Here is a 24,259-nt window from a genome sequence, read left to right on the forward strand (position 1 = left end):
CGGTGTCGTGGTCGAGTCCGGCTGCCTGACGACGCCGACGTGGACGGTCCCGGCAGGGATTCTGCAGGACGGCGTCGCCTACACGTGGCAGGCGATGACCTACAGCGGCACCACGACGATCACCCCGACCTGGGTCGGTCACTTCAAGATCGACCAGCGGATCGGCGAACACGGCCCGTCACCCACTGACGACGCCGGCCCGGTCACGGTCAATCTGGCCAACGGCAACGTCTCCACCGACGAGCAGACCCCGTCGTTCACGACCGTCGGCGGTAACGCCGGCCTGAGCTTTCGGGTACAACTCACAGCAGGTGGAGAACAAGGGGCTCAAGGCGTCCTACTTCGTCGACCTGTCGCACAACGGCCTGATCAGCGACGCGCAGCAGCCGGTGCTGGTGCGCACCGAGCCGCAGGTGAACGTCGACTGGGGGACCGACTCGCCGTTCGTGCCGGCGTTACCCGCGGACTGGTTCGTCGCCCGCTGGGAAGGCTTCTTCCAAGCCCCGGTCACCGGGACCTACCAGTTCGCCGGGGTCCACGACGACGGTGCCGTGGTCTGGATCAACGGCGGCAAGGTCTACGACGTCGGCTCCCCGAGCGACCTGAATTGGACCCAGGCCACCAGCGTCTCGCTGACCGCGGGGCAGCGGGTGCCGATCAAGGTCGAGAGCGCCGAGGTCACCGGCCCAGCCAGGATGCGGTTGTTCGTCCGCACGGCCGACAACACGACGGTCGCGCCGCAGATCGTCCCGGCCGACTGGTTGTACACGTCGGACTTGCCCGTGTTGCCGCAGGGCTGGACACTCTCCGCGGACCTTGACGGTGACGGCTCGAGCTACACCGAGGCCAAGGTCACCGACCAGAACATCGTGCTGACCGACGCGACAGGTGCCAAGCACACCTGGACCAAGAAGAGCACCGGCGGTTACACACCACCCGCGGACGAAGACGGGGTCCTAGCGCTCGACGCGGCTGGCAAGGTCACCTTGACCGACGGCGGCGACCTGTTCGTCTTCCGGAGCGATGGCAAGCTCGAGAGCCAGTCCGCCAGCACCGATTCGCGGAAGCCCGCGGCACTGCAGTACGTCTACGACGGCGCTCCGTCGCGGCTGCGCGAAATCAAGGATCCAGTCTCCGGCCGCTCGCACGTCTTGCACTACAACCGTGCCGGCGACGACTGCTACGGCGGCGTCACCCCGCCACCGGGTGCCCAGACGCTGCCGCCGTCACAGATGCTGTGCCGCGTCAGTTACTGGGACGGCACCGAAACCAGGCTCTGGTACGTCAACGGCCGACTCGGCCGGATCGAAGACCCGGGCTCGGAGAACAGCGACTACGGCTACAACGCGGCTGGCCTGCTCGCCGGCGTGCGGTCGAGCCTGGCCAACGACTGGATCGCCGCGGACCCGGCCAACCGCAAGGCCAACGAAGGCGACCTCACGACGAACATCACCTACGACACCGGCGCCAAGCCGAAGGTGACCAATGTCAGCTCGGCGGTCGCTGCGATCGGCAAGCCCCGCGAAGGCAACGGCTACCGCTACGACCCGGCCAACCGCACGACCTACGTCGACACCGCGGGGTTGTCACCGGCCGTCGGTTTCTCCGGCAAAGTCACCTACGACGACGCCGATCGCACGCTGTCCACAACAGATAGCGCGGGTCGTGTCTCCGCGCAGGAGTGGGGGCCCAAGGACTTGTCGTTGTCCACGACGGATCCGGCGGGTCGCAAGACCACGACCGTGTACGACTACGCCGACCGTCCGGTCGACTCCTACGGCCCGGCGCCCGCTTCCTGTTTCGCCGGGCAGCTGCCGAGCGGGACGTGCCCCGGCGGCATGGCGCACGGGCACAACGCCTACGACGAGGGCATCAACGGCCTGGCCGTGTCGTGGTACGACAACGACAAGCTCTCCGGCGCTCCGAAGACCTACACCACGGGACTCGGCACGGCCGACGGCTCGCTGGTGAATAACTGGAACAGCGACGCGCCGGGCAGTGGCCTGCCTGCGGACCACTTCTCGCTGCGCGCGACCGGCGACATCGTCTTCCCTGCGGCCGGGGACTACACCTTGCGGCTGCTCGCCGACGACGGGGTGCGGGTCTGGGTCGACGATCAGCTGGTCATCGACGATTGGATCAACACCACGGCGAAGTGGCGTCAGGGCGTCGTGCACGCCGACGCCGCCGGGCAGGCGAAGCGGATCCGGATCGACTACTACGAGTTCGACCTCACCGCCCAGCTGGAGTTGCACTGGACGACCCCGTCCGGCACCCAGCAGCCCGTGCCCGGCACACAGCTGCGGCCGCGGTACGGCCTGAAGACCTCGACTACGGCGTCGGAGTCCGATGGCGTCGGGGACAAGGTCGGCGTCACCAAGTTCGGCGAGAACGGCCTCGATCCGGCCTATGGCCTCGCGACATCGGGACAAGCCGACCCGAGCGGGCTGAAGGTTGCCGGATCGGTGTCGTACGAGCCCCCCGGGACGGGCTACCTACGCAAGACCGGCAAGACCATGGCGACCGGCGCCAAGACCGTGTACGGCTACTACGGCGACGCCGAAAGCCATGTCAACCCGTGTGATCCCGGCGGTGCTGCGGTCAACCAGGGCGGGATGCCGAAGCTGATCACGTCCACCGCGCCCGCCGCCGGCCCGGCCCGGATCGACGAGCAGGTCTACGACGCGTCTGGACGGGTGGTCGCCGAGGCGAGCAGTGGCGCCTGGACGTGCACCAGTTACGACAGTCGTGACCGGCCCCTGCAAGAGAAGGTGCCTGCGAGCAAGGACGCGCCGGCTAGAACCGTGACGCACGACTACGCGGTCGGTGGTGACCCGCTCACGTCGTCGATCAGCGACGACAAGGGCACTGTCACCACGGTGAGCGACCTGCTCGGCCGAGTCGTCGCCTACACCGACGTAAACGGTGTGCGCACCGGCACGAGCTACGACCAGGTCGGGCGGATCGCGTCGTCGACGGTGACGCCGCCGGACCCGGCGGATCCGCCGCGCACCGTGTCGTTCACCTACGACGACGCCGGCCGGGTGCTCACCGAGAAACTCGGCGAGCAGGTCCTCGCGTCGGTCGGCTACGACAACGCGGGCGAGCTCGCGTCGGTGACCTATGGCAACGGCACCTCGCTGGCGTCCATCACGAAGGACAACGGCGCCCGGCTGCTCTCGCTGGGCTGGAAGACGAGCGACGGAAAGGACGTCGTCTCCAAGGTCGGCCGCACGTCGGCGGGCACGATAGTCGACGAGTCCCTCGCCGGGACCGACGCTCGGCCGAACGCGCCGAACTACGTCTACGACGGGCTTGGCCGATTGGCCGAGGCCTATGTAGCGGGCCACCATTACACGTACGACTTCACCTCGAGCGCTTCGGCCACGTGCCCGACTGGGACCCAGGCGAACGCCGGGCTGAACACCAACCGGATGCGACTGCTGGACGAAACTGCCGCCGGAACGGCCGAAACCCGATACTGCTACGACGCGGCGGACCGGCTGCTGGCCACCGAAGGCGCTACGGCGCTGGCCGGGTTCACCTACGACTCGGACGGCAACACCACGGGCTGGACCGCGGCCGATGGCAGCACGTCGACGCTGGCGTGGGACGGTTCCGGCCGCAACATCGGCGCGAAGACCACCGGGGCGAACCCGGCCGACGTCGCCTACACCCGCGACGCGACCAACCGCATCGTCCGGCGCGATCCGCGCGACTGCGACAACAACACCGTCGTGCGCTACGGCTACACCGGCGACGGGGACAGCGCTGACCTCACCCTGAACGCGGGCGGCCGGCTCACCACGCTCTCGCTGACGCTCCCGGGCGGGCTGCTGTACACGTCGAAGGTCGGCTCCGACGGGGCGTTCACGCCGTCGTTCGACCACCCGTCGGTGCGTGGCGACCTGGTGCTGTCCACGGACGCGGCCGGACACCAGGTCGGGAACCTGCGCACGTTCGACCCGTACGGCCAGCCGCTGGCCCCTTCGGGCGTGGTCGACACCCAGAACGTGCCGGACAACTCGCCGGGTTCGATGGACTACGGGTGGCTCGGCCAGTACCAGCGGCCCTACGAGCACACCGGCGCGCTGTCACTGGTCCAGATGGGCGCCCGCCCGTACAGCCCCCTGCTGGGCCGGTTCCTCTCGGTCGACCCGGTCGAGGGGGGTTCCGCCAACGACTACGACTACGTGGCCGGCGATCCCGTCAACGCGTTGGACCTCGACGGCAACTCGTGGTTCAGTTCGATCGTTTCCGTGGTCACCAAGGTCGCTGAAGTCGTCTCCAATATCCCGGGCCCGATCGGCGCGGTGGCCAGTGGCGTGGCTGCCGTGGGCAATGCCATCCAGGGAAACTGGGGCGCGGCCGCGATGTACGCCTTCGGAGCGATCACAGCCGGCGTTGGCGCACTGGCCGTCGGCGCTTATAAAGCCGTTAAGTTCGCTCGGGGAGTCGGATCCGTTCTCAAGGCCGCGAAGCGGTCACGTGGGTTCGTGTACAAGGGTGTCCATGCGAGCGTCCGCCAATCCAGGGTTGCAGGCCGCATCTGGGTCGGTCGCGGCGCCACCAAGACTGTCACCAAGCGGGGAAGCGTCCGCTGGGTTTCCAAGAGTGGTCACCGGCAGTACCGGTCACCGGAGAACAAGGGCAGGCGAGGCTGGCAGTCGAACTTCGAGTCCGGCCGGGTCAAGGGCAAGTACACCAACAACTATCATGTGCGGCATTGACGCAGAGGGAGTTGTTCATGGACACGCAGCCGTCGAGCGGGTTTCCGTTCGCCGACCGGGTCGCCGAAGTGGTCGATGCGGGAAAATCGCAAGGGTATCTCTTCGTCACCGTGCCCGAAATCGCCTCGACCACGGCAAGCGGTGCCGTGACCTACGTGGACATGGATTTCGCCCGGCGGGATCCGGAACAGCCCGGTGGCTGGCGTTACGAGGATCGGGCGGACCCCGGGACGGAAAGCGCGATGCAGGAACTGGAAGCAGCCGAACTCGATTGGTACGGTGAGAAATTCGGCCTGCGCTGGCTCGATGGTGAGGAGGCGGCTCGGATCCGGCATGAGGTTTTCGACTGACATCGCGGGCACATGTCGGCCCGATGGCCCTCGGGATGGGTTCTCGGTGTCGTGCACGCGCAGAACGATCCGGCTGGCGGCGACGACCGCGAACGGGATTCGCGCGGCTTCGGTATCTATCCGGACTCAAGGCCGGTCACCTCGGTCAGACCTTCGTTCTCACCGCGACCGCGTTGGGGCTGGCTCCTGCCCAGACCGGCGCCTTCTGTGATTCGCCGATCGCCGCCCGGTTCGGCCTGGACAACATCGGTCACACCCCGCTGTACCTGTTGGCGGCCGGGATGCCGCACCCGGACCCGCAATGGGCCCCGCCGCCGGCGACCGCGAGCACCTTCCGGGCCACCGAACTCGGATAGCCGGCCGGCGGACGGTGAGAGTGTCGGATTCGACGCGCTCGGCGTAGGGCGGATCTCGGGCCGGTTCGCGCGCTCGGGTTCCGGAGGCCGTCGACCAGTTTCATTGGACGCCGCACTTCGGCCGAGGGGCTGTCCGTCCCTCCGCGAGTGGCCGAGCAAGCCGCCCGCGATGGGTTGGAACGCCCGGTAGCGCTTCGCTGATCTGTGGTTGCGACTACGGTGGCGAACTCTTGAACCGACTCGAGCCGGTGGCCGGGTAGCAGGGTGCAGGAAGTGTTGTGCCCCATGGGATCATTTCGGTGCCCGTGATCGGACGTCGGTGATCCCGGCCATGACGGCCGCGGTGAACTCTGCGGGATGCACCACGGGAGCGTCGTGGTCGGCCGGCAGTTCCAGTGGCCGGGCTTCGAGCTGGTCGGCGAGCTGTCGCTGTGAGCGCGGGTGACAAACCGTATCGTGAGTCGTGATCACGATTGCCGCGGGTGTCCGGCGGAGTCCGGCCACCCGGTGGCGCAGATCGTATCGGCTGACCGCGCGCCCGGTGGCGAAAACCCCGCTGACCGGAGTGCGGGCCAGCTCGCCGAGCAGCCACGGCCACATCGCCGCGAGATCCGGTGACGTCCGTCGGCTCAGGCCGAAGTAGCGGGCGGACATCGAAGCGCCGAGACCGAGGCGGGCCAGTGGTGTCGCGGCGGTGAGCACGCGCCACACCGTTCGGTCGCGGAGAGTCTGGCGGTAGTTCAACGCGGTCGCGGCCAGGACCAGCCCGGCGACCCGGTCCGGACAGGAGAGTGCGAGGTGGAGGCCGACAGGGCCGCCCAGGGAGTACCCGCACACGATGACCTTGCCGATGCCGAGCAGATCGAGCAGCGCCAAAGCGTCTGCGGCAAGGTCCTCGATTTCGAACGGGCGGTCGGCGGGAAGTCCTCTCCCGTGTCCTCGCTGGTCGTAGCCCAAGAATCCGACTCGGTCCGCGACGAGACGGGGCATCACGCCGAAGTAGTTGACGTCCAATGACCACGACCAGCCGTGCAGCAGGAGCACCGGTGGATCGACCGCGTCGGCGGGTCGGTGATCGCGGACGAACAATTCGCCTCGCCCGGGCAAAGTGAGCAGCCGGCCTTGGGGGAGCGAGGGAACCGAGGTCGGGTCGCTTGCCGGGGCGCGGGTCGGTCCGAGGGCGGCGAAGAGCCGCTTTCGCAGGGTCCGGACAGCTTCGTCCACGCCTCGATACTTACTGGCAGCGTGTCAATAGTCAACCATCGGTGACTGGGCGGAACTTCCGGGACGGCCGAGGCGTGATGGCGGGGTGTGATGGTCGGCGCGGTTCGCCAGTCCACTGTGGCGGGTTTCAAGTCGTTGGCGCACCGCATTGATCGCGAGCGCCGGCGACGAGTCGCAGGCGCGCCACCCCCGGAATCAAGCGTTATTATTTCGTTACTTTGAGTGATTCGACAGTGTGACCACCTTGTTGGCCCATCGCCAACTGCGCCGGGTGGCGCTCTGTGCTGATCCGAACACCGCAGGGATCCGTGAACAGCTGTCACCGCGACTCCGCGGGAGTCCGGCGGTCCCCGGATCCGCTGTAACGCCGCCGCGCTCGCCTCGGATGCCTACCAGCGATGACTGTGCCATCATCGGGAACCTCGGATTTCCCGCAGAACCCGCCTCCGGAACCCACGCCCGCTGTTCCCCCGACGACGTCCGCGTTGACCGCTGCTCGTGCTATCCGTGCTGCCACAGAGGTTTTCGTGGCGATCACCGGCCGACAGCCGGACGGCGTGACAGGAGCGCGCCAGACCGCCGAGCGAGGCTGGTCCGTGCTCATCGACGTCGTCGAGCTGGAACGAATACCCGCTACCACGAGCGTCATCGGCACCTACCGGGTCGATGTCGACAGCGCCGGCGAACTCGTCTCCTACGAGCGAATTCGCCGTTTTACCCGCGGCACCACCGATCTGTAGCGCAGAGCAGGAGTTGTTTCAGGTGGACAGTCAGTCGAGTTCCCTTGCCGATGTGCTGGAACGCGTGCTGGACAAGGGTGTGGTGATCGTCGGCGACATCGCCGTGAACGTCGTCGACATCGAACTGCTCACGCTGCGGCTCAGGCTCTTCATCGCCTCCGCGCAGACAGCGCGTGAGATGGGGATGGACTGGTGGACGAACGATCCCTTCTTCTCGCCTGGCGCGAGGCGCGCCGACGTCCTGCCGGCCGAAGCTCGGCCGGTCAGTGAACTGGAGGAACTTCGCGCCCGTGTGTTGCAGCTCGAGACCGCGTTGACCGCGGCCGGTTCCGAGCCGGCGGCCGAACCCGTTCGCCGGGGAGAGGGCTCGTGACCGCCGGCGCCGAGTCCGATGCGGACGTGGCGTCGCTGGCGCAGCGCCACGCGCCGGAAGTGTGGGAAACGGCTCTGCGGGCAGCCAAGGATCAGGCGACGGCGGTACTCACGCGCCGGCTGACCGACGCCATCCTCGCCGGGGCCGCCGGTCCCCGGTCCGGCCCAGCGCCCGGGCCGGATATCCCGCAGCCTCGTCCGGGTCTCTGTGCCTACGCCATCACGTGGTCGCACGCCCAGGTACCGGAGAACGTCGCCGGATCCGACGTCGCCCCGGCGGTGCGTCTGATCGTGCACGAGAATCTCGCCCTCCTGGTCGCCCAGGTCGATCTCGCGGCATTCGCCGGCCTGGAGCACGAGGCCGGTCCGACGGACACCGTCGCTCCGGACAGCCGGCTCGCGATGCTCGCCCGTCAGCACGACGCGGTGATCCGCGCGATCTTCCACGACTGCCCGGCCTTGCCCCTCAGGTTCGGCACGGTGGTCCGTGACGAGCGCGCGGCGCTTCGCCTGCTCGAGGAACGCCGGGCCGAAGTGGCGGAGTGGCTCGCACGTGTCGATGGCCACCGCGAATGGGGTGTGCGCGTTGTCCGGCCGGAGCCGCATCCGGAGTCGATCCGGGAGGTTCCTCTCGAGGGAATCTCGGGAACTGAGTACCTCGCGTTGCGAGCCCGGCAACTGGACGACGGCCGGCACGCGAAAGCGCTTGCACGCGATGCGGTGAACGCCCTGCACGATTCGTTGGCAGGGTGCTCGACGGACGCCGTGCAGCGGGAACAGCCCCACGCCTTCTTCGATGCTGCCTACCTGGTTCGCCAAGATCAGGAGGAGACGTTCCACGGTCGGATCCGGCGGCTCGAAGACGACCTCGCCACCGCCGGGATGACCGCGCGGACGACCGGCCCGTGGCCGCCCTATTCGTTCGCCCCGGCACAGCTGGAGGTGCGGCGGTGAACGATCTGCCTTCGCTTCCCGCCGAGGGGGCCGGCCTGACCAGCCTGGTGGATCTGCTGGACCGCGTGGTGGCCCGGGGTGCCGTGGTGAACGGGGACGTGATCATCACACTGGCGGGAGTCGACCTGATCCGGCTCGACCTGCGGCTCCTGCTCGCCGCGGTCGACGAGATCGACCGGTAGGAGTTCCACTGTGGACACACCGAGGCGGATAAGCGCCGACACCGGGCAAGGGCTGGGGCGGCTTGTCCTCGCGGTACTCGAAGTCGTCGCGGAACTGCTCGAGCGGCAAGCACTGAGGCGGATGGCGTCCGGAAGCCTGACCGAGGTCGAGGTCGAGCGGCTCGGCCAGGGATTGCTGTCCTTGCGACGACAGTTCGAAGAGCTCCGCGCCGTCCTGGACGTCCCGGAGCGGAAAGCCGATGCGGTACACGTCAAGCAATCCGAGAGGATCCAACCGTGAGCGCTCCCGCCCCCACCACCGGTGGTCTTGCCGAAACCCTGAACATCCTGCTGGACAAAGGACTCGTCATCGACGCGACGATCCGGGTCTCGGTGATCGGCATCGAGATCCTGACCATCGAGGCCAAGATCGTGATCGCCAGTGTCGACACCTACATCCGATACCTCGAAGCGATGCAGCGCATCGAGGCGCAGCGGCAGGCCCTCCCGCCGGGCACCGTGCCCGCGCCGGGCACCCAGGGAATCGCCGGGACCTACGGCCTGCTGCCGGTGGCCACTCCCATCCCGGTCGGCTTCGCGCAGCAGGCGGTCGTCACGCCCGGGTTCGCCCAGGCCACCCCGGCGCCATCCGGCGCCGGCGAAGGCGAGCGATGAGACTGAACCTGCACGGTGTCGTCCGGGCCGGGCATCCGTTGCCCGGCCCGGACCGGCCCGACGCGGCCAGGCTTCTCGTCTGGGAAGATCTCGCGCTGGTGGTCAGCCCGCTGCCCGTGGACCGGGACGTGACCCCGCACGATGCCACGCAGCACCTCCTGACGCTGTCCGCGCTGGTGCGGCAGGGTCCAGTGGTCCCGTTGCGCTGGGGAACCGTCGCCGAGGACGACGAGTCCGCCCGGGCGGAGGTCCTCCGTCCCCTCGCCCGCCACCTGAGAGCCGAGCTCGAACGCCTCGACGGATTCGCTGAAGCGCACGTGTACTTGCGGTTCGACGAGGAGACGGCGCTGTGGGCCGTCTCGGATGATCCGACGGGGTGGAAGGGCCGCGCCGGTGCCGGCCTGACCGATCGGATCAAAGCGGGTGAAGCGATCGCGCGGCGCCTCGTGAGCTGGCGGCAAGCGCGTACCGACGACCTGTTGAAGCCTCTGGATCGGTACGTGTGCGAAGTCAAAGCCCTGGATGATCAGGACCACTTGGAGGAACGCCGGGCACTTCTCGTGCGACAGGAGGATTTGCTCTCGGTTCAGGAGGCGGTCGCAGCCATCGCCGCGGTGGACGTGGACTGCAGGTTCGTCGGTCCTCTCCCCGCGTTCACTTTTCTGCGAGCTGTCCCGAAGGGACCGGACGACGGTGGCCAAGCGTCGCGGTGGGGCTGGTAGGTCTTCCCCCGAGATGGGTTCACCGGTGAACGTCTCGAAAGTGCTGCGCAAGGCTGCCGCGTTGGTCGTCGCCCTGGTCCTGCCGCCTGCCGGTCGACGGCTTGCGTGTCGACCACCTGCCCGAGCCGATCGAGCTGCAGGACACCGGCCCCACGTTAAGCCGGCTTCTCTGCTCTCGCGGTCGCAACCATTCACCGCCGACGGCGTCCTCGCCTCGCTCGGCGACTGCCGGGCGCTGCTGCCCGAACGGAGGTGTGGTTCCGGCCGCTCGCCCAGCCCGCGGCGAAGGCCGCCAGTCCTGGCCCGGGCACGCCGCCGGTCGTCGGATCCACTTTGGACTACGGCGCCGGATTCGCGGCGCCCTGCACGACGGCCGGCACCGATCCCGGCTGGCTGACCACGCTGCCCGGCCAGGCCCGGGCGAGCCGCCGCGTGCTCCGGTGAGCGGCTGGGATCTCGTTGTACCGGAACGGAGAAGCTGAGGAAAAGCCCGACTGCGCCGCTGTCTTCGTGTGGCTGGCGAACACTTCCACACTGGTCGGGGATCGCCGACATCGGCGTGACCCGATGTACCTGGCGCGAAAATCAGGGGCTGGGTTCCTCGTGAAGCTCGAGGTGCGGCCGGTCGCCTCCCAGCGCGGCCAGTACGGTCCGGTAGGTCAGGTCGGTCCGCGCGCCCACGTCGCCCGCCGCGATGCCCAGTGCCGGTGAGTCCGCCGGCAGCTGCGCTGCTTCGTGAACGACGGCCAGGTAGATGGCGCAGCACCACGCCGTGTCGGTGGCGGTGATCTCGCCGGCTTCGCGCAACCGGCTGAACAGCTGCTCCAGCCCGGTCGTCACCTCAGGACTCAGGGGTGTCATCTTGGTGGCCGGGTCCGCGGTGAGTTCCATGATCGCCCGGCTGCCGACCTTCAGCTCGAAGAGCAGCTCGGTCAGCCGGTACAGCGCCGCGACGGGCGGCGCCGTCGCCACGCGTGCCTGCTCGAGCCCGCGCAGGTAACGCTCGTTGAGCACGCCGGTCAGCGCCTCCAGCAGGGCCTTCCGGGACGAGAACCGGCGGTGGACGGTGGCGCGCGCGAGGCCCGCGGCGTCGGCGATCCGTTCCAGCGTGGCGGCCGGGTCGGCCGCGAGCAGCTCCTCGGCGGCCGCCAGGATCCGCGCCGTGCTGCGCTCCGCGTCCGCCCGCAAGCGCCTCGGTTCGGCGTCTGCGCTCACCCGGAACCCCTCCTTCTCGCTCGGCTCGACCTAGACGTCCCGGATCAGCTTACATCCGAAGCGTGAACGTCTCGACTCCTCGCCTAAATGAGACTTTGGTGTAGCATTTGTGGAGTCAAGTCAGACGCGGACGGAGAACCACCATGGATCTGGATCTTGCGGGCAAGCGTGTCCTCGTGACGGGGGCGAGCCGCGGCATCGGGCTGGCGACGGTCGAGGCGTTCGTCGCCGAAGGCGCCGAAGTCGTCGCCGTGTCGCGGAAGAACACCCCTGAGCTCGAAGCCACCGACGCGACGTTCGTGTCCGCCGACCTCCTCGACCCCGGCGCGCCGCGGCGGGTGCTCGACACCGTGCTCGCGAGCGACCCGCGCCTCGACGTGCTCGTCAACAACGCGGGCGGCGGGGACGCGTCCGACGCGGACCTCCTCGACCCCGTCGGCGGTTCCGGCGCGGCGTGGGACGACGTGCTCGCGCTGAACCTGCGCGCCGCCGTGGAGATGACGCGGGCCGCGCTGCCGGCGTTGTCGCGGGCGCGGGGAGCGATCGTGAACATCGGCTCGAGTTCCGCGCGCGACCCGCGTGGGGTGCCGCTGTCCTACGCCGCGGCCAAGGCCGGGCTGAGCGCGTTCTCCCGCGGGCTGGCGGAGAAACTGGGGGAGACGGGCGTCCGGGTCAACGTCGTCACCCCCGGCGCCACCCGGACCGCGATCCTGACGAGCCCGGACGGCTACATCGGGCGGCTGTCGGCGAGCATGGGCGTGGACCACGAGTCGTTGCTCGCGGCCATGCCGGAGCAGTCGGGAATGGTGACCGGCAAGCTGATCGAACCCGCTGAGATCGCCCGGGCGGTGCTGGTGCTGGCGTCGCCGGCGATGCCCAGCGCGGTCGGCTCCAACTGGATCGTCGACGGGGGCGTCCTCAAGACTCCGTGAAAGTCTTGCCCGGGTGAAGCGGGTAGCTCGGTCAGCGCAGCTCGAGCTCCACGCTCACGGGGCGACCGCGCCCAACGTCGAGGCGCCGGCCCGAACCCACCACGATCCGCGCGACAGCAACGGGCTGCGGGCGTCTCTGCTGATCGGTCCTACGAGTCGCGCGACAAGTATTCGGTCCAGCCGCGCGCGGCCTGCAGCAGCGACTCGTGGGAAGCATCGTCGAAGGCGCGTAACTTCAGGAAGTGCTGCGCGATCGTCAGGCCGAGGATTCCGCTCACGGTGATCAGGGCGCGTAGGTGTGCGTCGTCGCCCTCCAGTGACCTGGCGAGGTTGTCGACGCGTTCGTCGAGGTAAGCCCGCATCGTGTCGGCGGCTTCCGGCACCGTGAGCATGGACCGGACGAGTGCGCTCGTCTCCGGGGGCAGCTCGCGCAGCCGGTTGGCGAGGACCTCCAGCAGGTGCTCGGCGGCGCTCTGGGCGTCCTCGCCGGGCAGCTGGACCGCGGCGGTGAACAGGGCCGCCTTCGAGCCGTAGTGCTGCATCACCAGCGAGGCGTCCACGCCCGCCACGCCGGCGATGCCCCGGATCGTCGCGCCCTCGAAGCCGCGGGCCGCGAACTCCTGTCGGGCGGCCTCGAGGATCCGCTGTGCGGTGCGGGCGCGTTTGGCATCGCGGGACGTCTCGGTCATGAAATCACTCTACAGGCGTTGAGCGATTCGTGTACTGTCTCGCTCAACGGCGGTTGAGCGGACTGCCCGGACCGGGGAGACCTGGCGTGGCACTCATCGCGATCGAAGAACACTGGAACCTGCCCGAGCTCACCTCGGCGGTGAAGGCACTCCCGGAAGACCGCGGTGACCCGAGCGTCGTGCTCGACGAGCTGGGCGACAACCTCGAGCGCCTCGACGACCTCGGCGACGCCCGGATCGCAGCGATGGACGCCCAGGGCGTCGACCTGCAGATCCTTTCGCTGGCGCCACCCGGGACACACCCACTGGAGCCGGCGGACGCGAAGACGCTCAGCACCCGGGCCAACGACATCGCCGCCGAGGCGGTCCGGCGGCACCCCACGCGGCTGCGGGCCTTCTGCACCCTGCCGATGGCGGACCCGGAGGCCGCCACCGCCGAGCTCGAACGCGCTGCCGCTCTCGGGTTCGTCGGAGCGATGGTCTACGGGCGCACGGCCGGAACGCCACTGGACGACCCGCGCTACGACGACCTGTTCGGCACCGCCGCGGCCCTGCGGCAGCCGATCTTCCTCCACCCGCAGATTCCCTCGCGCACAGTCCGTGAAGCCGTCTACGGCGGCTTCGACCCGTTGACCGATCTGGCCTTGGCGACGTTCGGCTGGGGGTGGCACCTGGAGGCCGCGGTCGCCGCGTTGCGCCTGATCGTCCGCGGCACCTTCGATCGCCATCCCGGCCTGCAGCTCGTGCTCGGCCATTGGGGCGAACTGCTGCTGTTCTGGACGGACCGCGCCGACGGCCTCTCGAGCGTCGCGGGTCTGGACCGGAAGGTGTCGGACTACGTCCGCGCCAACATCCACATCACCAGTTCCGGAATGTTCGATCCCGCGCTGCTGCGCCATGTCCTGGCGGTCACGACGCCCGACCGGCTGCTGTTCTCGACCGATTACCCCTTCCGGCGGCCGGCCAGGACGGACATCGAGAAGTTCCTCGCCGAGTTCCCGGCCGGCGAAGACCGCGACAAGTTCACCGCGGGCAACGCCTGCGCCCTTTTCGGTATCGACCTCACATCACGGAAGGAACAGCAATGACTCTTCACGGAAATGGCTCACCCACCCGCGCGGTCGTTCTCGGCGGCGGCGGAACCGTCGGCGTCGCCTGGCAGACGGGTCTGCTCACCGGGCTGCGTGAAGCCGGTGCCGACTTGGCGGAAGCACCGGCGATCGTGGGAACGTCGGCGGGATCCCTGGTCGGTGCGATGCTCGCCGGCGGCCGTGACGTCACCGACGCGCTCGCCGTCTTGGCGGAGGTGGGGCAGAAGCTCGACTTCGACAGCTTGGGAGCAGGGTCGCAGAACTTCCTGGACGCGTCGCGCCAAGCCGTCTTCGCTGCCGATCCGCGGCAAGCGCTGCGAGCGATCGGCGCCGCGGCACGGGAAGCGTCGACCACACTCAGCGAAGACGACTACCTCGGCCTGCTCGGAACACTCGACGGTTTCGCCTGGCCCGCGGGGTTCCGCTGCACGGCGATCGACACCGGCACCGGCGAGCTTGTCGTGTGGGGCGAAGAATCCGGTGTTCCGCTGCTGCACGCGGTCGCGGCCAGTTGTGTCGTACCGATGTTGTTCCCCACCGTCACCATCGACGGAAACCGCTACATGGACGGCGGAATCGTGAACCACCTGAACGCCGCGGCGGCGCCACCGAGCGACGTTCTCGTGGTCGTGTCCTGCCTGCCGATCGAGGCCCCGGGTGGCGCGCCCGGCAGCGATCGATCCCCTTCGACGATCAAGGCGGACGCCGAAGTGGCGCGGCTGCGCCAAAACACCCGGCTGGTGGCCGTCGACCCCGACTTCGGCGACCTCGAAGCGCCGGTGAAGATGATGGATCCGGAGACCGCCGGCCGGGCGTTCCACATCGGCAGGCGTCAGGCCGAACGCGAGGCGGCAGCGATCCGGGCCGTCTGGGACTTCTGATGGTCAGCGGGATCCCGACTTGCCTGACTGTCGTTGCCCGAGAATGCCGATCAGGTCGGCTCGGCGACTGATGTCGAGCTTGCGGAAGACCTTGGTGAGGTGCTGTTCGACGGTGCTCACCGACAGGAAGAGCTTCTGGCCGATCGCCTTGTTGCTCAGCCCGTCGGCCGCCAGCCGGGCCACGCCGGCTTCGCGCGCGGTCAGCTCCCGGTGCGGATCCTCGTCGGGCTCGAGCAGGCCGGTGAGGTCGAAGCGGTCACCGCTGAGCAGCAGGTCGCGGGTGATGCCGGTGGCTTCACACCGCTGTGCGACCTCCATCGCGCGTCGCCCGGTGGTCCGTGAGCGTTTCGAGTCGCCCCGCTCGTAGTACTCGTTGCTCAGTTCGGCCAGCGCCGTCGCCAGTTCCAGCAGGTGCTCGGACCCCTGCAGGAGGCTCACCGACTGCTGCAGCAGGGCGAGCCGGTCGGCCTCCGGGGCGGCGTGGCCGGTCAGGCGCAGCGCCGCGGCGTGCACCGAGGATGCCTTGCCCCGGGCGTGCGCGATCTCGTCGTCGAACATGGCCAGCGCCTCCGACGTGCGGCCGAGAGCCAGGTACGCCTGGCCCGCGCCGGTGCGCCACGCCGCGAGTGCCGGGTGGTCGACGTCCCACTCGCCGGCCAGCTCCCCGCAGGTGAGGAAGTCCTGCAGCGCCGCGTGGGGCCGGCCGGTCGCCAGGGCGTGGTGGCCGCGGGCGTGCCGGTAGCCGAGACCGAACGTGGTGTCGAGCATCTCCGGCTTGGTGCGCCGGCGAAGCAGGGCGTCGGCTTCGCCGAACTCGCGCAGGGCGACGCTGGCCAGCACGTGGGTGCCCAGGGGGTAGCCGAGCACCACACCCCAGCTCCCCGGGCACATCAGGCCGAGTGCCTCGGCCGCCCGGTTCCTGGCCTCGGGCAGGTCGCCGCGGCGGAGCGCGATGTCGGCGGTCACGCCGGTCAGCACCGCTCGCAGGAGCAGCTGTTCGCGGCCGGCGAACCGGGCGAGCAGCCGGTCGCACCACGCCTGGGCCGCCGCGAGCCGGTCCGCGTGGATCAGCGTCAGCAGGGTGGACAGCAGGAGCGCGACGTCGACGCCCTGGTGCTCGAAGTCCTCGAGTACGGAGTCGGCCGCCGCCGGGTTGCCGGCACCGTCGGGCGAGCAGGCGGGACGTGACTCGGCCGGGGCGAAGTGGCGCGACCAGCTCCGGACCGACGCGAGCGTGCCCGACAGCCGCGGATCCGCCGCGTCCCCCGCGTCCGCGATCCGGTCGAGCGTGTCGCGTACCTCGGCTGTCCTGCCGTTCCACGACAGGACGTTCAGCAGCACCCGGGTGTCCTCGGCGCTCAGGTGGCCAGCGCGGAAGGCGGTCCGGAGTTCGGGCAGGTGACTCCCGGCGGCCGACGGGTTGATCTGCCACTGGGCGCGGGTCAGAGTGGCGAACGCAGCCGAGCGGACGCGCTGGTCGCCGGTCGCTCGCAGAGCGGCCTCGGCGTAGCGGATCGCGAGCTCGGGACGGTCGTCGTGCAGGACGTCCCCGGCGGCGCCGGCGAAAACCTCGGCCGGCCACGAGCCGGGCTCCACCAGCGCCTCGGCTTCGATCAGGTGTCCCGCGATCGCAGCGGCGTCGAGACCCTCGCGGCGCAGCGCCGACGCCGCCCGCAGGTGCGTGGCCGCCCGATCGGCTTCGGCCAGGCTCGTCAGCGCGGCGTCCCGGATCACCGGGTGCCGGAAGGTCCCGCCGTCCCGTAGCAACCGGACCTCGGCGAGCGTGCCGAGCGCCCGGTCGAGCGCCTCCTGGCTCAGGCCGGCGACGTCGGCCAGCAGGTGCGGCCACGTCGGGCCGAGCACCGCCAGGCCGCGCGCGGCTTGCAGCGCGGGGGCGGGGACCCGGTGGAGGCACGCGCTCACGGCGGCGGCGAACCCGGGCCCCGGCCGGGACGGGCCGGGGCCCGTCCCGCCGTCGCCGGGCCTTCGCTCGCCGAGCAGTGCGGTGACCAGGAGCGGGTTGCCGCCCGAGAGGTCGGCGTAGTCCGCCACGAGCGGGCAGCCGGCCGGCTCGCCGAGGAGTTCGGCGATGCCGGCGGTCGTGAGCATCTCGAGCGGCAGGTGCCGGACCGGCAGGTGGCGGCCGAGTTCGACGTCGAAGACGGTGTTGCCGGTGTACGGCAGCCCTGGCGCCGTGAGCACGATGAGCACCCGGGTACCGCGCAGCCGCCGGTGCAGGTAGAGCAACGTCTCCAGCGAGCGGTCGTCGGCGTGGTGGATGTCGTCCACGCACAGCAATGCGGGCTCGTCGTCCACCACGTCGGACAGCAGCGAGCAGACGTCGTCCATGTCCGGGGTGGCCGCCACGAGCTCGAACCCGGACCGGCGGCCCACGCTCCCGAAGAGCTGGCCGATCACCCCCAGCGGCCGGGACCGCTCGCCGGCCGAACCGGTCGCGGACAGGACCGGCGTCCCGCTGCCCACCTGGGTTTCGACGAACGTGTGCACCAGGGCGGTCTTGCCGCTGCCGACCGGCCCCGACACGACGACGACACGGCTGCCGCCGCCACTCGCGCACGCCTCGAAGCAGTCGCGCAGGGCGTCGAGGTGGCGGGTCCGTTCGGCCGGCACCATGGTGGCCATCCCCTCTCGTCGTCCCCAGAGGATCGCCGTACCGGCGCGGTGTGAAGATCAGCATCCTGACACGGATCCGCGATCGTGTACACGCACGCCCGGCGAGGACGCCGGATCGGGGGATCAGATCGTCAGCACGAGCCGCCCCGCCAGGCTGCCTGCCTCGGTCTGCCGGTGGGCCTCGGCCGCCTTGTCCAGCGGCAGGACCCCGGCGACGCGGGTGGTGAGCCGGCCGGTCGCCAGCCGGTCCAGGATCTCCCCGAGCTGGACGCCGTCCGGCGCGCCGTGGACGGCCGACACGCGGATGCCGCGTTCGGGCGCGGGGACCCGGGCCTGGGACGCGGAGACGAAGCTCCCGCCCTCGCGCACGCCGGGCAGCAGCGGGTCACCGAGCAGCGCCGTGTCGAAGACGCCGTCGACCCCGTCCGGAAGCAGGCGCCGGAGAGCCGCGGTGACGTCGCTCGGGGCGCCGCGCGCGACGGTGTGCCGGGCGCCGAGTGCGCGCAGTTCGTCCTGCTCGCCGGGACCGGCCAAGGCGATGACCTCGAGTCCCCGGGCCGCGGCGTGCTGGATGGCGAAGCGTCCGACGACCCCGCCCGCGCCGGTGATGAACACCGTCGCGCCGGCCGGCAGCCGGAGCAGGTCGACGGCCTGCTGTGCGGTCTGGGCGCTCAACGGCACCGACGCGGCGTCGACCAGGTCGACCCCGGCGGGGACCGGGGCGAGCCAGCTCGGGTCGGCGACGACGATCTCGGCGTAGGTGCCCCGGCCGGTGCCGAGCTCGAACCAGGGCAGGAAACCGGCGACGACGGTGCCCGCGGGCAGGCCGGGAGCGTCGTCGATCAGGGCGCCGGCGAAGTCGAAGCCCAGGACGAAGGGCGGCACCAGGGTGCCGAGCCGGCCGGCGGCCGCCCCGGACCGGATCTTCACGTCGGCCTGGTTGACCGTGGTCGCCCCCAGCCGCACCCGGACCAGGCCGGCTTCGGCCGCGGGGTCGGCGTGCTCGGTGAGCCGCAGGACTTCCGGGCCGCCGTATGCGGGGACCTCGATGACGTACATGGTGGTTCCGTTTCGGGTGGGGATCAGCTGGGTGCGGGACGGCCGCTGAGGCAGTGGGTCCGCGGGGGCGCGCAGTGGGGGATCAGGTAGCGGTGGGCGAGGGCGCCGAGCGCCGCGCCCAGCAGCGGCGCGGTGAGGTAGGCCCACAGGTTCGCGGTGTTCCCGCTGACCAGCGCCGGCCCCAGCTGGCGCGCCGGGTTGGCCGCGCCGCCGCTGATCGGGCCGAGCAGCGCGATGATCAGCCCGACCGCCGCGGCGACGGCGTAGGGCATGGGCCGGACGTATTCGGGGTGGACGAGGAAGAAGCCGACGAGCAGCGCCACCGCGGCGAAGCTGAGCGCCTCGATCGCGAAGATCGCCGGGACGGGCAGCCCGGGCGCGGGCTGGGCCAGCCCGCCGCTGAGCGCCGCCGCGTCGAGCACCGGCCCCCACACGAGGCGGGCCAGTGCGGTGCCGGCGAGCGCGCCGAGCAGCTGCGCCACCGCGTACGGAAGCACCGCGCGGCCGGGAAAGGCCCGCATCAGCCACAGCGCGACGCTGACGGCCGGGTTCAGGTGGGCGCCGGACCGGCGGCCCGGCGGGCTGAGGATCAGGCCCAGCAGGACGAGCGCGACCAAGCCGCCGATCACGGCCAGGGCCAGGCGCAGGTCGGCGACGTACACGGGGGAGGCCGGGTCGAGGAGCCAGCGCGTCACCGTCACCACGACGAACATCAAGACCGCCGTCAACACGCCTTCCACCGCGGCGTGACGCCACGGCACCGCACCCGGGCCCCGACCGGCGGCCGATCCGCTCAACCCCAGGTCATTTCGCCGGTGGCGACCTTGCTGCCGAGCTCCAGGGCGACACCGAGACCGAGGTCCGGGTGGTGCCGCAGCATGGCGGCCCGCAGCGTCGCGGAGTCGGTCGCGCCGGCCAGTTCCTTGTCGAACGCGGCCAGGTAGGAGCGCGTCTCGGCGATCACCGACGCGTCGGTCGGCGCGTCCGCGGCCGCGTGGCCGGCCACCACCAGCCGCGGGTCCAGCGCTTCGACCTGGGCCAGGACCTCGTCCCACGCGGCCCGTTCGGTGGCCGTGGGGGAGTCCGCGATCCAGGCGTGCAATCCCGCCCACAGCAGCGCGCCGCCGAAAACGGCGCGGTCTTCGGGCTGCCACACGTATTCCGTGCGCCACTCCAGGTCGGGGTGGGCGCCGCGGATCTCGAAGGTGTGGCCTTCCAGCTCGAAGCGGTCCGAGCCGACCGGCGCGGGGATGACGACGTCGGAGGTCAGGTTGGTCCCGAGATGGGCCCAGGTCTCGAGTTTGTGCCGCCAGGTCTGCTCGATCTTGGCCAGGGTCGCGGGGGTGCAGATCACCTCGACGTCCGGGAACGCCTGCCGGACGACGGTAAGGCCGAAGTAGTAGTCCGGGTCGGCGGCGCTGACGAACACCGTCTTGAGCCGCTTGCCCGAGTCGATGACGTCGGCCAGCACCCGGTGCTGCTCGGCGAGCGTGAACTGCCCGTCGATCAGGAGAGCGTCCCGTTTTCCCGTCACCAGAACCGAGGTCTTGTGCATACCGGGCTCCCCGGCGGTATGCACCTTGTAGGACAGATCGGGCGACATGAGCATCCTTTCGTGTGTCAGGCTGAGGAATGGGTTCATCCGGAGCAAGCCGGCGCCGCTGCGTAGGTCGGCTCGCTCCCCGCTCGGTGTTCTGAGCCGGCCTGTCGTCACCAAGCTGGTTCGTTCTCGGGCGGCCGGCACTTGATCTACGTCCCAGCTAAGTTGTGTCAAGACCCCTAGTGCAACCCCTAAGCGCTCCGGCCGGCCCCAGCGCTGGTGCGGCGCCCGCTCTCGCGGTCCCCGGGGTCACCGCGGCCTTGGCGAGGCCGAGCCTGGCCGACGCCGCAGGCGGCGCGCCGGCGGCGGAGGTAGCGACGCGGGATCCGTCAGGACCTTCTCGAGCCGGCCGTGCTCGCACTGCAGCCCCGGGAACCGGTCGAAGACCCCGGCGACGATCAGGCGGAGCGCGGTAAGCCCGGCGTCGTGGTGCCAGCCGAACGTCCCAGTGGCCAGCAGCTCGTCCTCCGGGCCGCCGAAGCGCCGGTAGTAGGCCTCGAAGATGTCCCGGAAGCGGGACTCGTCGAGGGCCTGGCCGCGGGAGTTCGCGTGCACCAGCGCCCCGTCGAACCCGAGGTCCGCGACGGCCCGGCGCAGTTCGTCGGCCGCCGCCGAGGGCGTGGACGTCGCGAGGGCCGCGAACCCCCGGAACCGCCCGGGAAATCGGCCGGGGATCGGCAAGGGCGTGGCGGATGCTTTCCGCCACGCCCGGCCGGACGATCGGCGATGTCGTCCGGCGCGTAGCCGAGTTGGCCGCCGGTCACGGTTGGCTGTCGACCCGAAAGGCGGTCGCGTCGGGTGTCCGCGGACACCCCGAAGCTGCCGGGCACGGTGTCACCGGTGTGTCACGGCGGGCACACGGCCTTATGCCGGCATGGCCGCCGCCGGTGCGGCCGCCGGGGCCACGCCGGTGACGCCGGGGTGACGTCCGGGCCGGACCATCGGCGCGTGCGATTCGGGACCGGACCGGGGCGGGGTTGATGGCGGAGCTGTCGAGTTCACCGCGGCCGTCGCGGGGTGCGCTGGTCGCCTTCGACGTGCGCAACCCCGTCGCCGGGCTGATCGTCTTCCAGTACAACCCGGACGAGCTGTCCCGGTCGCTCACCCTGCGGACCGTTCCGGGCAACGAGGCCGATCCCAACCCGCCGATCGTGGGAGCCCCGGTCGAGGTGATCAGCCTGACCGCGGAGATCGACGCCGCGGACGCGACCGGGCCGCTGGCGGCCGGTGACGTGCACGGGCCGCTCGCCGCGCTGGAGATGCTGCTCTACCCGAAGACCGCGACCGTGCTGGGCAACCAGGCGCTCGCCGCCGCGGGGACCATCGAACTGCTGCCCACGGCGGCTCCGCTGACGCTGCTGGTGTGGGGCGCGACGCGCGTGCTGCCGGTGCGGCTCACCGCCTTCACGATCACCGAGCAGGCCTTCGACGCCGCGTTGAACCCTGTGCGTGCCCAGGTGCAGCTGAGCCTTCGGGTGCTGTCCTACAACGACCTGCCGGTCACCGACGCCGGGCACCACATCTTCCTCGCCCACCAGGTGGCCAAGGAGGCCCTCGCGACCCGGTCCGCTGTGGCGGGGGTCGCGGCGCCCGTGGTCGCCGCGGTGACGCGCGCGGTGCTGTCGTGACGGATCCGGCGAGCCGCTACCACGGAGCCGAGGTCGCGTCGCTGGAGACGGCCGACGGGCGCCCGTGCCGGTACCTGCGCCGCCGGTTCCTGCCCCAGGTCGACGACCTGCACGTCGTGGCCGAACACGTGCTGACCCGGGGCGACCGCCCCGACCTGATCAGCGCCGACCACCTCGGCGACGCCGAGCTGTTCTGGCGGTTGTGCGACGCGAACCCCGTGCTGCACCCGGACGAGCTGACCGGCGAAGACCGGATCGGCACCGCCGTGCGCATCCCGTTCCCCGTGGCCTGAGGAGGACCGGTGGCGCACGAAGTCAAAACGACCCTGACCGTCCTGTCGGGCGCGGGGGTGCCGTTGCCCGTACCCGCCGACGTCACCGCGAAGATCGAGACCGCCGAGGTGCGGCTGTCCGAGTCGGGCCGCTCCGGCTTCCAGCTCGTCGTCGCCGACGGGCGGTCCGGGATCGCGGCCGTCGCGGACTACCCGGTGCTCTCGCGCGGCCTGTTCGAACGGTTCCACCGGGTGGTGGTGGTCGTCACGGTGGCCGGGCTGCCGCACGTGCTGATCGACGGCGTGGTGACCTGCCGGGAGCTCACCGTCGACCCGCCGAAGCTCGTGGTGACGGGGGAGGACCTCGGGGTGTTGATGGACGTCGAGGAACGCAACGCGGAGTACCCCGCGCAGAGCGACGCCGTGATCGCCGCCCGCCTGCTCGCGCGGTACGGGCGCTACGGCATCGTCCCGCTGGTCGTGCCGCCTCCCTCGGCCGACGTGCCGACGCCGGTCGAGCGGGTCGCCGTGCAGACCGGCACCGATCTCGGCCACCTCACCGCGATGGCGGCCCGGCACGGGTACGTGTTCCACCTCGCCGCCGGGCCGCTTCCCCGGTCCAGCACGGCTTATTGGGGTCCCGCGGTGCCGAGCGGGGATGTCGCGCCGGCGGTGTCCTACGGCGCCGCGCCGTTCGGCAACGTCGAGAGCCTCTCGTTCCGGGTGGACGGGCTGGCGCCCGCGTCGGTCCGGGGTTTCGTCCAGGACCGGCGGACCAACCGGGCCGTGCCGGTGATCGGGCTCGGCGGCGGCCGGCCGCCCATGGCGGTCCGGCCGGTCCGGCTGACCAACGGCGCCGGCGCCCGCACGGTGTCCTACCGGGACAGTGGCGCGAGTGCCGCGGAGGCGCTGGCCACGGCGAACGCCCGGGCGGAGGCGTCGGCGGACGCGGTGACCGCGACCGGCAAGGTCGACAGCACCCGGTACCCGGGTGTCCTGCGGCCCCGGCAGACCGTCGGAGTGCGGGGTGTCGGCTGGCAGCACGACGGGCTGTACCGGGTCCGCGGCGTCACGCACTCGATCGCGCGGGGTTCCTACACCCAGGATTTCACGCTGACGCGCGAAGGTGTCGGTTCGACGACGGTGGTGGTGCGGCCGTGAAGACGTTCTTCGGCAAGTACCGCGGCACCGTCGTGGCCAATGTGGACCCGTTGCGGCTGGCGCGGGTCCAGGTCAGCTGCCCGGCGGTCCTGGGTGACGGCCGGATGAGCTGGGCGCTGCCATGCGTGCCCTACGCGGGGCCGGGGGTGGGGCTCGTCGCGGTGCCGCCGGTCGGGGCCGCGATCTGGGTGGAGTTCGAGGCGGGTGACCCGGACTCGCCGATCTGGACCGGGTGCTTCTGGTCCACCGGCCAGCTGCCGCGGAGCGCCGGGCTGCCGACGGCCAAGGTGTTCCGCACCGACGGCGTGGAGGTCGTGGCCGACGACCTGCCGGGGACGGGCGGCCTGACGATCGAGGTCTCCCCGCCCGTCGTGCCCACCGCGTTGCGCTTCTCGTTGTCCGCCGGGGGGATCGAGCTGACCGCCGGCACGTCGAGCGTCGCGCTGACGCCGGCGTCGGTGTCGGTCAACAACGGTGCGCTGGAGGTGACCTGATGCCGGGGTTCCTGATCCAGGCCGGGGCGGTGGTGACCTGTTCCCACGGCGGCCCGGCACAGCCCACCGCGGTCCAGCCGCGGGTGCGGCTCGGCGGCGCGCCGGTGCTGCCCGCCACGACCGTGCACACGGTCGCGGGCTGTCCCTTCACGCTGCCGTCCGGCAACGGGCCGTGCGTCAGCGCGCAGTGGGTCGGCGCGGTCCGGGTGCGGGCCGGCGGGGTGCCCGTGTTGCTGTCCGAGAGCCGGTCCGTGTGCACGCCGACCGGCACGCCGCTGGTCGTCACCGTGACCCAGCAGCGCGTCAGGGGGATGTGAGC

At 70.8% G+C, this 24,259-nt stretch carries 26 protein-coding genes; 18 read left to right on the top strand and 8 right to left on the bottom strand.

Annotated features, from left to right (window positions below; translation table 11 throughout):
* Positions 1–311: 311 nt before the first annotated feature.
* Together OG494_RS06560 and OG494_RS06565 are read left to right on the top strand one after the other, a co-directional pair.
* The gene (locus OG494_RS06560) at positions 312–4,730 is read left to right on the top strand and encodes a PA14 domain-containing protein (protein ID WP_328452939.1); all 4,419 of its coding nucleotides are present in this window, start codon (positions 312–314) and stop codon (positions 4,728–4,730) included.
* Between the two features lie 17 nt (positions 4,731–4,747).
* Complete coding sequence (locus tag OG494_RS06565) at positions 4,748–5,080, top strand: hypothetical protein (RefSeq protein WP_328452941.1); 333 nt, start codon at positions 4,748–4,750, stop codon at positions 5,078–5,080.
* A gap of 647 nt (positions 5,081–5,727) precedes the next feature.
* Here OG494_RS06565 and OG494_RS06570 read toward each other — a convergent pair.
* The gene (locus tag OG494_RS06570; protein WP_328452943.1) at positions 5,728–6,480 is read right to left on the bottom strand and encodes an alpha/beta fold hydrolase; all 753 of its coding nucleotides are present in this window, start codon (positions 6,478–6,480) and stop codon (positions 5,728–5,730) included.
* A 578-nt stretch (positions 6,481–7,058) separates the two neighbouring features.
* Between OG494_RS06570 and gvpO the strand changes: the two genes are divergently transcribed.
* The 8 genes from gvpO (at position 7,059) to OG494_RS06610 (ending at position 10,728) form a co-directional block, all read left to right on the top strand.
* On the top strand, positions 7,059–7,400 hold the full coding sequence (gene gvpO / locus OG494_RS06575) for a gas vesicle protein GvpO (protein ID WP_328452945.1): 342 nt from the start codon (positions 7,059–7,061) through the stop codon (positions 7,398–7,400).
* Positions 7,401–7,422: 22 nt separating this feature from the next.
* The gene (locus OG494_RS06580; RefSeq protein WP_328452947.1) at positions 7,423–7,773 is read left to right on the top strand and encodes a gas vesicle protein; all 351 of its coding nucleotides are present in this window, start codon (positions 7,423–7,425) and stop codon (positions 7,771–7,773) included.
* A complete protein-coding gene (locus OG494_RS06585; RefSeq protein WP_328452949.1) occupies positions 7,770–8,726 on the top strand; it encodes a GvpL/GvpF family gas vesicle protein in 957 nt (318 codons plus the stop codon). Before OG494_RS06580 ends, OG494_RS06585 begins: the two co-directional genes overlap by 4 nt.
* Complete coding sequence (gene gvpJ, locus OG494_RS06590) at positions 8,723–8,908, top strand: gas vesicle protein GvpJ (protein ID WP_328452951.1); 186 nt, start codon at positions 8,723–8,725, stop codon at positions 8,906–8,908. The genes OG494_RS06585 and gvpJ (OG494_RS06590) overlap by 4 nt, the downstream gene beginning before the upstream one ends.
* 10 nt (positions 8,909–8,918) lie before the next feature.
* The gene (locus OG494_RS06595) at positions 8,919–9,188 is read left to right on the top strand and encodes a gas vesicle protein K (RefSeq protein ID WP_328452953.1); all 270 of its coding nucleotides are present in this window, start codon (positions 8,919–8,921) and stop codon (positions 9,186–9,188) included.
* A complete protein-coding gene (gene gvpJ / locus OG494_RS06600; RefSeq protein ID WP_284745697.1) occupies positions 9,185–9,562 on the top strand; it encodes a gas vesicle protein GvpJ in 378 nt (125 codons plus the stop codon). The genes OG494_RS06595 and gvpJ (OG494_RS06600) overlap by 4 nt, the downstream gene beginning before the upstream one ends.
* The gene (locus tag OG494_RS06605) at positions 9,559–10,284 is read left to right on the top strand and encodes a GvpL/GvpF family gas vesicle protein (RefSeq protein WP_328452956.1); all 726 of its coding nucleotides are present in this window, start codon (positions 9,559–9,561) and stop codon (positions 10,282–10,284) included. The genes gvpJ (OG494_RS06600) and OG494_RS06605 overlap by 4 nt, the downstream gene beginning before the upstream one ends.
* Before the next feature lie 252 nt (positions 10,285–10,536).
* Positions 10,537–10,728 (top strand): hypothetical protein, encoded by a 192-nt coding sequence (locus OG494_RS06610; RefSeq protein WP_328452958.1) that lies wholly within the window; start codon positions 10,537–10,539, stop codon positions 10,726–10,728.
* A 141-nt stretch (positions 10,729–10,869) separates the two neighbouring features.
* Here the strand turns inward: OG494_RS06610 and OG494_RS06615 are convergent, their stop codons facing one another.
* Complete coding sequence (locus OG494_RS06615; RefSeq protein WP_328452960.1) at positions 10,870–11,499, bottom strand: TetR/AcrR family transcriptional regulator; 630 nt, start codon at positions 11,497–11,499, stop codon at positions 10,870–10,872.
* A 143-nt stretch (positions 11,500–11,642) separates the two neighbouring features.
* Between OG494_RS06615 and OG494_RS06620 the strand changes: the two genes are divergently transcribed.
* Positions 11,643–12,431: an SDR family NAD(P)-dependent oxidoreductase gene (locus tag OG494_RS06620; protein ID WP_328452962.1), complete on the top strand. Its 789-nt coding sequence runs from the start codon at positions 11,643–11,645 to the stop codon at positions 12,429–12,431.
* A gap of 149 nt (positions 12,432–12,580) precedes the next feature.
* Here the strand turns inward: OG494_RS06620 and OG494_RS06625 are convergent, their stop codons facing one another.
* Positions 12,581–13,120, bottom strand: coding sequence for a TetR/AcrR family transcriptional regulator (locus OG494_RS06625; RefSeq protein WP_328452964.1), 540 nt, complete (start codon positions 13,118–13,120; stop codon positions 12,581–12,583).
* 86 nt (positions 13,121–13,206) lie between these two features.
* Between OG494_RS06625 and OG494_RS06630 the strand changes: the two genes are divergently transcribed.
* Both OG494_RS06630 and OG494_RS06635 read left to right on the top strand, forming a co-directional pair.
* Entirely contained in the window at positions 13,207–14,208 is a 1,002-nt protein-coding gene (locus OG494_RS06630) for an amidohydrolase family protein (protein WP_328452966.1), read from the top strand.
* Positions 14,205–15,092, top strand: a complete 888-nt coding sequence (locus OG494_RS06635; RefSeq protein WP_328452968.1) for a patatin-like phospholipase family protein — start codon at positions 14,205–14,207, stop codon at positions 15,090–15,092. The genes OG494_RS06630 and OG494_RS06635 overlap by 4 nt, the downstream gene beginning before the upstream one ends.
* Before the next feature lie 3 nt (positions 15,093–15,095).
* On the opposite strand, the gene OG494_RS06640 is transcribed toward OG494_RS06635, so the two are convergent.
* From OG494_RS06640 to OG494_RS06660, 5 genes are all read right to left on the bottom strand, one after another.
* Complete coding sequence (locus tag OG494_RS06640) at positions 15,096–17,735, bottom strand: helix-turn-helix transcriptional regulator (RefSeq protein ID WP_328452970.1); 2,640 nt, start codon at positions 17,733–17,735, stop codon at positions 15,096–15,098.
* A 114-nt stretch (positions 17,736–17,849) separates the two neighbouring features.
* Complete coding sequence (locus tag OG494_RS06645; protein WP_328452972.1) at positions 17,850–18,785, bottom strand: NADP-dependent oxidoreductase; 936 nt, start codon at positions 18,783–18,785, stop codon at positions 17,850–17,852.
* A gap of 23 nt (positions 18,786–18,808) precedes the next feature.
* Complete coding sequence (locus OG494_RS06650; RefSeq protein ID WP_328452974.1) at positions 18,809–19,546, bottom strand: MIP/aquaporin family protein; 738 nt, start codon at positions 19,544–19,546, stop codon at positions 18,809–18,811.
* A gap of 32 nt (positions 19,547–19,578) precedes the next feature.
* Entirely contained in the window at positions 19,579–20,388 is an 810-nt protein-coding gene (locus tag OG494_RS06655; protein ID WP_328452976.1) for an MBL fold metallo-hydrolase, read from the bottom strand.
* A gap of 246 nt (positions 20,389–20,634) precedes the next feature.
* Positions 20,635–21,066 carry an amidohydrolase family protein gene (locus OG494_RS06660; protein WP_328452977.1) on the bottom strand — a complete coding sequence of 144 codons (432 nt, stop codon included), beginning with the start codon at positions 21,064–21,066 and terminating at the stop codon, positions 20,635–20,637.
* A gap of 299 nt (positions 21,067–21,365) precedes the next feature.
* On the opposite strand from OG494_RS06660, the gene OG494_RS06665 reads away from it, so the two are divergent.
* Genes OG494_RS06665 through OG494_RS06685 form a run of 5 tightly spaced genes read left to right on the top strand, consistent with a single transcriptional unit; the run spans position 21,366 to position 24,257 of the window.
* Positions 21,366–22,013 (top strand): hypothetical protein, encoded by a 648-nt coding sequence (locus OG494_RS06665; RefSeq protein ID WP_328452979.1) that lies wholly within the window; start codon positions 21,366–21,368, stop codon positions 22,011–22,013.
* Entirely contained in the window at positions 22,010–22,306 is a 297-nt protein-coding gene (locus OG494_RS06670) for a LysM domain-containing protein (protein WP_328452981.1), read from the top strand. The genes OG494_RS06665 and OG494_RS06670 overlap by 4 nt, the downstream gene beginning before the upstream one ends.
* Positions 22,307–22,315: 9 nt before the next feature.
* Complete coding sequence (locus OG494_RS06675; RefSeq protein WP_328452983.1) at positions 22,316–23,446, top strand: hypothetical protein; 1,131 nt, start codon at positions 22,316–22,318, stop codon at positions 23,444–23,446.
* On the top strand, positions 23,443–23,940 hold the full coding sequence (locus tag OG494_RS06680; RefSeq protein WP_328452985.1) for a phage baseplate assembly protein V: 498 nt from the start codon (positions 23,443–23,445) through the stop codon (positions 23,938–23,940). Before OG494_RS06675 ends, OG494_RS06680 begins: the two co-directional genes overlap by 4 nt.
* Positions 23,940–24,257, top strand: coding sequence for a hypothetical protein (locus OG494_RS06685; protein ID WP_328452987.1), 318 nt, complete (start codon positions 23,940–23,942; stop codon positions 24,255–24,257). The genes OG494_RS06680 and OG494_RS06685 overlap by 1 nt, the downstream gene beginning before the upstream one ends.
* The last annotated feature ends 2 nt before the right edge of the window (positions 24,258–24,259 follow it).

This window comes from Amycolatopsis sp. NBC_00438 (assembly GCF_036026695.1).
In the GTDB taxonomy this organism is placed as follows: domain Bacteria; phylum Actinomycetota; class Actinomycetes; order Mycobacteriales; family Pseudonocardiaceae; genus Amycolatopsis.